The sequence below is a fragment of the Elioraea rosea genome (genome assembly GCF_007644105.1).
GTDB classification, from domain to species: domain Bacteria; phylum Pseudomonadota; class Alphaproteobacteria; order Acetobacterales; family Acetobacteraceae; genus Elioraea_A; species Elioraea_A rosea.
This window is the reverse complement of the sequence record NZ_VFAC01000091.1, coordinates 1-1,273: the sequence shown is the minus strand read 5'-3', so window position 1 is coordinate 1,273 and position 1,273 is coordinate 1. Positions and strand designations below refer to the sequence as shown.

Genomic DNA, 1,273 nt, shown 5'->3' with positions numbered 1-1,273 from the left:
GTTCTCGTCGTCGATGACGAGCCGGCTATTTCGCGTGTTCTTTTACGGACACTACGTGCGCGTGGAATTGGTGCGATCTCTGCTCAATCGGCTGACGAGGCGCTCGAAATAATACTATCTGCCAAGAGTATTCACGTCGTCGTGAGCGACATCAACATGCCTGCCATCAGCGGCATCACGCTCGGCGAAGAAATCCAGATGCGTCTCGACCCGAGAGACGCGATCGAGGTTATCTTCATTACCGGCCGCCCGACCGCAGACAATGCCATCTCCGCCTTGCGCATCCGCGCCTTCGAGTTCTTCGCCAAACCCTTCCGCCTCGCCGATGTCGCCGATGCGATCACCCGCGCGCTCGCCTCCGCAGAGCAGAAGCGCAGGGCGGCGCGGGCCCAGGCGCCGGTGACCGGCTTCGCAGACCGCCAGGCGAGGCTCGACGACCTCGACGACGCGACGCGCGATCTCGTCGAGCGTGGCTACGCGCCGTCCGGCTTCAGCCGCGCCGTGCATCGCCAGGCGCGGCACGAGCCGCCGCCCGAGAGCGCGCCCCTTTCGGAGGAAGAGGAGGCCGCCGCGCGCTACGCCGCCGTGCTCGCCGGCTCGAACGACACGTTCGACGACGAGATGCTGCTCGACTGCCTGCTGAAGCTCGCGCCCGATGCGCGCGGAAGGGTCGCGAGCGCGAAGGCGCTTCTGGCCACCTTCGGCGGCTATGCAGAGGTGCTGGCCGCCTCGCCGCGCGAGCTCTCCCGCCATGGTGGGCTGACCGACCAGCAGGCGACGCATCTCAAGGCGGTGCATGCCTCGGCCGTGCGGCTCCTGCGCGCGCGCGTCGCCCGTGGTGCGACCTTCCGCGACTGGGACGCGCTCAGCGCCTATCTCTACGCCTCGCTCGCCGACCAGAAGGTCGAGAGCGTGAAGGCGCTGTTCCTCAACACGAAGAACATGCTTCTCGCGGACGAGACGCTGGCGACGGGCACCGTCGACTTCGTCTCGATCCACCCGCGCGAGATCGTCAAGCGCGCGCTCGACCTCTCCGCCACGTCGCTGATCGTGGTGCACAACCACCCCTCGGGCGATCCTTCGCCGAGCAGCACGGACATCGAGCTCACCCGGTCGATCATGCAGGCCTGCGACCTCGTCGGCGTGAAGCTGCTCGATCACGTCATCGTCGGCCGCGGCGGCGTGCGCTCCCTCGCCGCGCTCGGGCATCTGACGTCCTCCTCGGCAGGAAAGCCGCGGCACGGCTGAGCCCTCCGCCGAGCCTTGCCAGGGA

General features: G+C 67.8%; 1 protein-coding gene. It reads left to right on the top strand.

Features of this window, described 5'->3' with window-relative positions; translation table 11 throughout:
• On the top strand, window positions 1–1,248 hold a 1,248-nt coding region (gene radC / locus FIF60_RS21430; RefSeq protein WP_144300318.1), incomplete at its 5' end, for a RadC family protein.
• Between the last annotated feature and the right edge of the window lie 25 nt (window positions 1,249–1,273).